Annotated in this window: 6 protein-coding genes; 1 reads left to right on the forward strand and 5 read right to left on the reverse strand. The window is 68.1% G+C overall.

The window, feature by feature from the left end; all coding sequences use genetic code 11:
* The first annotated feature begins 146 nt into the window (after positions 1 to 146).
* Positions 147 to 1,970 carry a M3 family oligoendopeptidase gene (locus CKO28_RS17000; RefSeq protein WP_200342008.1) on the forward strand — a complete coding sequence of 608 codons (1,824 nt, stop codon included), beginning with the start codon at positions 147 to 149 and terminating at the stop codon, positions 1,968 to 1,970.
* 181 nt (positions 1,971 to 2,151) lie between these two features.
* Here CKO28_RS17000 and phnE (CKO28_RS17005) read toward each other — a convergent pair whose 3' ends face one another.
* From phnE (CKO28_RS17005) to CKO28_RS17025, 5 genes are all read right to left on the reverse strand, one after another.
* Positions 2,152 to 2,982 (reverse strand): phosphonate ABC transporter, permease protein PhnE, encoded by an 831-nt coding sequence (gene phnE, locus CKO28_RS17005; protein ID WP_242480619.1) that lies wholly within the window; start codon positions 2,980 to 2,982, stop codon positions 2,152 to 2,154.
* Positions 2,979 to 3,806 carry a phosphonate ABC transporter, permease protein PhnE gene (phnE, locus tag CKO28_RS17010; RefSeq protein ID WP_200342003.1) on the reverse strand — a complete coding sequence of 276 codons (828 nt, stop codon included), beginning with the start codon at positions 3,804 to 3,806 and terminating at the stop codon, positions 2,979 to 2,981. The genes phnE (CKO28_RS17005) and phnE (CKO28_RS17010) overlap by 4 nt, the downstream gene beginning before the upstream one ends.
* Positions 3,803 to 4,660, reverse strand: a complete 858-nt coding sequence (gene phnC, locus CKO28_RS17015; RefSeq protein WP_200342004.1) for a phosphonate ABC transporter ATP-binding protein — start codon at positions 4,658 to 4,660, stop codon at positions 3,803 to 3,805. The genes phnE (CKO28_RS17010) and phnC overlap by 4 nt, the downstream gene beginning before the upstream one ends.
* Before the next feature lie 183 nt (positions 4,661 to 4,843).
* The gene (gene phnD, locus CKO28_RS17020) at positions 4,844 to 5,845 is read right to left on the reverse strand and encodes a phosphate/phosphite/phosphonate ABC transporter substrate-binding protein (RefSeq protein WP_242480620.1); all 1,002 of its coding nucleotides are present in this window, start codon (positions 5,843 to 5,845) and stop codon (positions 4,844 to 4,846) included.
* A 296-nt stretch (positions 5,846 to 6,141) separates the two neighbouring features.
* Complete coding sequence (locus CKO28_RS17025) at positions 6,142 to 6,624, reverse strand: nucleoside deaminase (protein WP_338050160.1); 483 nt, start codon at positions 6,622 to 6,624, stop codon at positions 6,142 to 6,144.
* Positions 6,625 to 6,885: the final 261 nt, after the last annotated feature.

The raw sequence follows: 6,885 nt of genomic DNA on the forward strand, positions 1-6,885 counted from the left end.
CGGGGTGGGGCAAAGCCGCCGTGCCCCCGGTTTCCGGTCTTTCCTTGCTCCCTATGTCCCCTTATATCGCTCGGGGATCAAGGAGGATACGCATGCCCGATTTCGCCGCTTCGACGCGCCTCAGCCGCAGCCGCGCCGATCCCCGGATGGTGTCCGGTGGGCGCGCCCCCGACGCCGACCGGCACGGTGGGGCGGCCGGCCAGGACGACCTGGGTCCGCTGCCGGAGTGGAACCTGAACGATCTCTATCCCGGCACGCAGTCGCGCGAACTGACCCAGGACCTGGAGCGCGCCCGCCAGCAGGCGCGCCAGCTGCGCGAGGATTACGAGGGCCGGCTCGCGGGCCTGGACGGCGATAGCCTGGCGGTCGCGATCGAGCGCTACGAGGCGATCGAGGAAGTGCTGGGCCGGCTGATGAGCTATGCCCAACTGGTCTACTCCGGCGACATGTCGAACCCGGAAGTCGGCAAGTTCTATCAGGGCATGCAGGAGTCGGTGACCGCGATTTCGACCGACCTGGTGTTCTTCACGCTCGAGCTGAACAACATTCCCGAGGATGCGCTGGAGGCCAAGCTGGCGAGCCGGAAGCTCGCCGCCTACCGTCCGTGGCTGCGCGACGTGCGCGCCTTCCGGCCGCACCAGCTGTCCGACGAGCTGGAGCGCATGCTGCACGAGAAGCACGTCTCCGGCCGGTCGGCCTGGGTGCGCCTGTTCGACGAGACGATGGCCGCGCTGCGCTTTCCGCTGAACGGGGAAGACCTGACCTCCTCGGAGGTGCTCAACAAGCTGACCAGTCACGACGCGGCGACCCGCGAGGCCGCCGCCAAGACCTTCGGCGGCACGCTGGGCGCGCACGTGCGCACCTTCTCCCTGATCACCAACACACTCGCCAAGGACAAGCAGACCGAGGACAGCTGGCGCGGCTTCGCCCGGCCGGTGTCCTCGCGCAACCTGGCGAACTTCGTCGAGGACGAGGTGGTCGACGCGCTGGTCGGCGCGGTGCGCGAGAGCTATCCCAAGCTCTCGCACCGCTACTACCGGCTGAAGGCGAGCTGGATGGGCAAGGACACGCTGCCCTACTGGGACCGCAACGCACCGCTGCCGGAAGACGACGACAAGGTGGTGCCCTGGCCTGCCGCGCGCGAAACCGTGCTGAACGCCTACGCCGAATTCTCGCCCACCCTGGCGGAGGTCGGGCAGCGCTTCTTCGACCGCAACTGGATCGACGCGCCGACCCGCGCGGGCAAGGCGCCGGGCGCGTTCTCCCACCCGACCGTGCCGAGCGCGCACCCCTATGTGCTGCTGAACTACCAGGGGCGCACGCGCGACGTGATGACGCTCGCCCACGAGCTGGGCCACGGCGTGCACCAGGTGCTGGCCGGCCACCAGGGCCACCTGATGGCGGACACCCCGCTCACCCTCGCGGAGACCGCGAGCGTGTTCGGCGAGATGCTGACCTTCCAGCGGATGCTGCGCCACGAGACCGACCCCAAGCGCCGCAAGGTGATGCTGGCCGCCAAGGTGGAGGACATGCTGAACACCGTGGTCCGGCAGATCGCCTTCCACGAGTTCGAGCGCCGCGTCCACGACGAGCGCAAGGCGGGCGAGCTCTTGCCCGAGCGGCTGGGCCAGATCTGGCTGGAGACGCAGCGCGAGGCGCTGGGCGAGGTGTTCGAGTTCGACGATGAGTACCAGTACTTCTGGTGCTACATCCCGCACTTCATCCACGTGCCGTTCTACGTCTACGCCTACGCCTTCGGCGACTGCCTGGTGAACAGCCTGTACGCGGTGTACGAGAACGCGCAGGGCGATTTCGCCGACAAGTACCTGGAAATGCTGCAGGCCGGCGGCACCAAGCGCCACCGCGACCTGCTCGCCCCGTTCGGCCTGGACGCCAGCGACCCCACCTTCTGGCACCAGGGCCTGGGGCTGATCGAACGGTTCATCGACGAGCTGGAGACGTTCGAGTAGGGGGTATTCGCGCTCGGCATGCCGGTCTTATCCCCTCTCCTCCAATGGGAGGAGAGGGCTAGGGAGAGGAGGTTGCCCGCAGCACGAATGCCCGTTTGGGGTGCTTCGACACGGCCGGTTGGCGCCGGCCTACTCAGCGTGAAGCTTTCGGGTGTAACGGGGAACCCCGTTACACCCCCCCTCACGTGAACTGCTTGCGCAGCAGGTTCGAGACCCATTCGCTCGCCATCACGACGATGAAGATGGCGATCAGGATGATCGTCACCTGGGGCCAGTTGAACAGGTTCATCGCGCTGTTCAGCGTGATCCCGATGCCGCCGGCGCCGACCAGGCCGATCACGCTGGACTGGCGGATGTTGATGTCCCAGCGGAAGGTCACGACCCCCACGATGGTCGGCATGATCTGCGGCAGGATGCCGTAGGCGATCACCTTGGCGCGGCTGGCGCCGGTCGCCGCGATCGCCTCGACCTGGCCGCGGTCGATCTCCTCGATGCCTTCGGCGATCAGCTTGGCGGTGAAGCCGATCGAGCGGATGCCGATCGCGATCACGCCGGCGAGCGGGCCGGGGCCGAAGATCGCGGCGAAGATGATCGCCCAGACCAGTTCGTTGATCGAGCGCGAGGTCACCACGATCACCCGGGCGATCCACAGCGTGGTCCGGTTGAGCGTGGTGTTCTGGGCGGCCAGCAGGGCGACCGGGATCGACAGCACGCACGCCAGGATCGTGCCCAGCGTGGCGATGTTGATGGTCTCGATCATCGGCGCGACGATCTCGCCGGTGAACGACCAGGCCGGCGGCATCATCCGCCCCGCGAGGTCGGCCACCTGCTGCGGCGCGTCGAGCACGAACGGCCAGTGCACGTTGAGCCCGGTGATCGCCCAGACCACGATCATCACGCCGATCAGCCACAGTCCGAACCGGCGCAGCGTCTCCGGCCGGCTGCGCCGGCGCCAGATCCGCCGGCCGGTGGGCGTGTAGATGCCGTCCGCCATGGAGGGATCGCCGGTCATGTGATGCGTGCCCGGATCGCGCCGCTCGCCCACTCCGCGACCAGCACGATGGCGATGATCGACAGCAGAATGGCGAACGAGAAGTCGTACTCGTAGCGGCCGAACGAGTTGTACAGCGTGGCGCCGATGCCGCCCGCGCCGACGATCCCCAGGATCGTCGATTCGCGCAGGTTGATGTCCAGCCGGTAGATGCACAGCCCGATGTAGCGCGGCAGGGTCTGCGGCGCGACGCCGAACAGCAGCACCTTCAGCCAGTTGCCCCCGGTCGCCCGGATCGCCTCGACCTGGCCGGGGTCGAGGTCCTCGATGTCCTCGGCCAGCAGCTTGCCGACGAACCCGGTGGAGGCGATCGTCAGGGTCAGCATGCCGGCGAACGCGCCGAAGCCGAACGCCTTCACCAGGAAGATCGCGATCAGCACCTCGGGCAGCGTGCGCACCACGCCGAGGTAGCCGCGCGCGGCGAGGTAGACCGGCTTGGGCACCATGTTGCGCGCCGCGCAGACGGCGATCGGGATCGAGATCACGACGCCGATGGCGGTGGCGAAGATCGCCATCTGCAGGCTTTCCAGCACGCCGTCGAGCAGCAACTGCCACCTGGAGAAGTCCGGCGGCACCATCTGCTGGGCCATGTCGATCGCCTTGGGGATGCCGGCGATGAAGCGGGCCAGGTCGAAGTTCACGTCGTCGACGGCGTAGACCAGATAGGCCGCCAGCAGCACCAGCAGGCCGTAGCGCAGCACCGGGTTGGCGATCATCGGCGGCTTGCGCCAGCTGCGCCCGCGCGTGGACGCACTGGCGGCCTGCGACCCGTCGGTGGCGCTCATCGCGCGGCTCCGCTCTGCCAGGCGGGCTCGGCACCGTCGCCGCCGTCGGGCGCGGCGGCGCGCCGGCGCTCCAGCGCTTCGGCGTCCTCGGCGGCGTGGCGGATGGTCTGGCGCCAGTCGGCCTCGCCGAAGATCCGGGTCAGGATCTGCTCGTCGACCTCGTCGGGGGCGCCATCGAACACGATCCGGCCTTCGGACAGGCCGACCACGCGCTCGGCGAACATCAGCGCCAGGCCCACGTCGTGGATGTTGATCAGGGCGGGCAGCCCGCGTTCGCGCGCCAGCTCGGCGATCAGGCCCATGATGGTGCGCGCCGTCTTGGGGTCGAGCGAGGAGGTCGGCTCGTCGACCAGCAGGATCTTGGGTTCCTGGATCAGCGCGCGGGCGATGCCGACGCGCTGGCGCTGCCCGCCGGACAGCGCGTCGGCGCGGTTGTTCTCGTAGCCGGCAAGCCCGACGCGCTCCAACAGGTCGAAGGCGCGGTCGATGTCGGCCTGGGGAAACTTGCGCAGGAACGCCTGCCAGAACGACACGAAGCCGAGCCGGCCGGACAGCACGTTCTCCATCACCGTCAGCCGCTCGACCAGGTTGTACTCCTGGAAGATCATGCCCATGTGCCGGCGCATCTTGGCCATCTGGTCGGGGGCGAGCGCGGTCACCTCGCTGCCGTCCAGCCAGATCTGGCCCTCGGTCGGCTCGACCAGGCGGTTGATGCAGCGGATGAAGCTCGACTTGCCGGCGCCGGAGGGACCGATCACGGCCACCACCTGGCTCTTCTCGACCTTCAGCGAGCAGGCGTCGAGCGCCTTTTGGCCGGTCGGGTAGGTCTTGGTCAGCTTGTCGACCTGTAGCATGGGCACAGCTTGGGTCACTTTAACGGCGAGGGGTGGGCATCGGCGCGATATCGAAACCAGGCCGTCCGCGACCTTGATCGATCTCGTTGTATCGGGAAAGGGCCCGGCCCCGACGGACGGGAAGCCGTCGCCGGGGCCGGGCTGTCGTCGCCAGCACGCTTGAGAACGCGCCTCAGCGGTCGGTTAGCCGCTGATGTTCTCCTGCGTGTACTTGACGTCGTTCTGCTCCTGGATGGTGCGGATGACCTGCCATTCGTTCTTGTAGGTGATCGGGAGGAACCGGTCGACGTCGGTGAACTCCTTGCCCAGCGACGTCCCCTCGAACTCGAAGGTATAGAACGCCTTCTGGATCAGCAGGGCCAGGCGCGGATGCAGGTTGTGCGCGTGGCCGAAGCTGGTGGTCGGGAACGACCGGCTTTCGTGGATGACGCGGATATTGTCCATGTCCACGGCGCCACGCTCGGCCATCCGGTCGAGCACCGAGGACGCGACCGGGGCGGCGGCGTAGTCGCCGTTCGCCACGCCCAGGATGCTGCGGTCGTGGCCGCCGGAGTAGACGACCTCGTAGTCCTTGCCGGGCACGATGCCGAACTGGCTCTCCAGCAGCGCGCGCGGCGCCTGGTTGCCGGAGTTCGAGGCCTGCTCGGTGTGGGCGACCGTCTTGCCCTTGAGGTCCTGGATGCTTTTGATGTTGCTGTCGGCCGGTGTGATCACCTGCATCTTGTAGCCGTACTCGCCCTCATCCGTGCCCATGATGGCGAACGGATTGAAGCCGGCGATGTTGACGCCGAACGGCGTCGAGCCGGTCGACAGGCCGGCGACATGCAGGCGGCCGGAACGCAGCGCCTCGATCTGCGCGGCGTAGGACTGCGCGGAGAAGAAGCGCACGTTCTTGCCGGTGACCTGCTCGAGGTGCTGCATGAACGGCGCGAAGGTGTCCTTATAGATCGCCGGATCCTCGACCGGAACATAGGAGAAGATCAGCGTATCCGGGTTGACCCACTCGTCCTGATCGAGCGGCAGGTCCGCGACCATGTCGCGGTTCATGTCGCAGTAGCGCTCGGCAAGCTTGCCGCGGTGGTCGCAGTCGGTGTTCTGGGCGGTAGCGGTCTGCGCGCTCACGCCCGCGCCGGCGATCAGCGCGGCGGTGGCGACGCACGCCTTGGCCAGCTTGGAAATGGTCATCGCCATTAGTCTCCCCTCGTTGCTGTGGCTCAGCCGGGCCGCCGCCGGGGCATGGAAAGGCTCGATAGAGACCGGCGGCGGGCGCGCACGGAGCATCTTTGGTGACCCCGTGCGGTCACCCGTGGGTCCAACATCCGAGCGATGACAGGGTGATTAAGCCCAGCTTTCAGTTTTGTGAAAGCGCCCTCGCGGCCACGCGCAAGCTGCCGCGGGGCTTCGATGGCCGGGCACGCACCAAGGCCGACCTCCGCCGTTAGGGCAAGATCGATGAAGGTCGAGTCGGCCTTGATCTTGCTCTAGTACAGCCGGCTGCCCGCGCTGGCGGCCCAGTCGCGCATCGCCTGGCGGGCGGCGTCGCGGGCGATTTGATGCATGTCGAACGCGCTCACCGGCATCCGCAGGTACTGGTACTGCTCGGCGTCGGAAAAGCCGATCTCGGCGGCGTCTTCGCGGTTCGCGGCGAATACGATCCGGGGAATGCGCGCCCAGTGGGTCGCGAACAGGCACATCGGGCAGGGTTCGCAGCTGGTGTACAGGGTCGCCTCGGGCAGGTGGAACTGGCCGGTTTCGCGGCAGGCCTGCCGGATCGCGACCACCTCCGCATGGGCGGTCGGGTCGCAGGTGCCCAGCACCCGGTTGTTCCCCTGACCGATCGCCCGGCCGTTCAGCACGATGACGGCGCCGAACGGCCCGCCCGCCTGCTCGTCGATCGCGCGCCGGGCGAGCTCGATCGCCTGCTCGATGAACGCCTGGTCCTGGTCTTGGTCTTGGCCGCTCACGTGCCCGCCTATTCGGTTGTTTCGCCCATCCGGGACCGGCCGGCGTCGCGCGCTGGCTGGACAAGCGGTCCCTGCCGGCCAATCTACCAGGGCGCAGAAGGAGAACACCAGCGATGGCCGACAGCCGCGGCGACACCCAACCGCCCCGCGACCCGAACGACGCCCGCGCGCATGCGTCCGAAACGCCGGCCCAGGCGCCCCGGCACGCCGCTGCGGGCGCGGCTGGCGGGTCCCCCGGTGCATCTTCCGACGACGCCCCCG

This window comes from Rhodovibrio sodomensis (assembly GCF_016583645.1).
GTDB lineage: Bacteria > Pseudomonadota > Alphaproteobacteria > Kiloniellales > Rhodovibrionaceae > Rhodovibrio > Rhodovibrio sodomensis.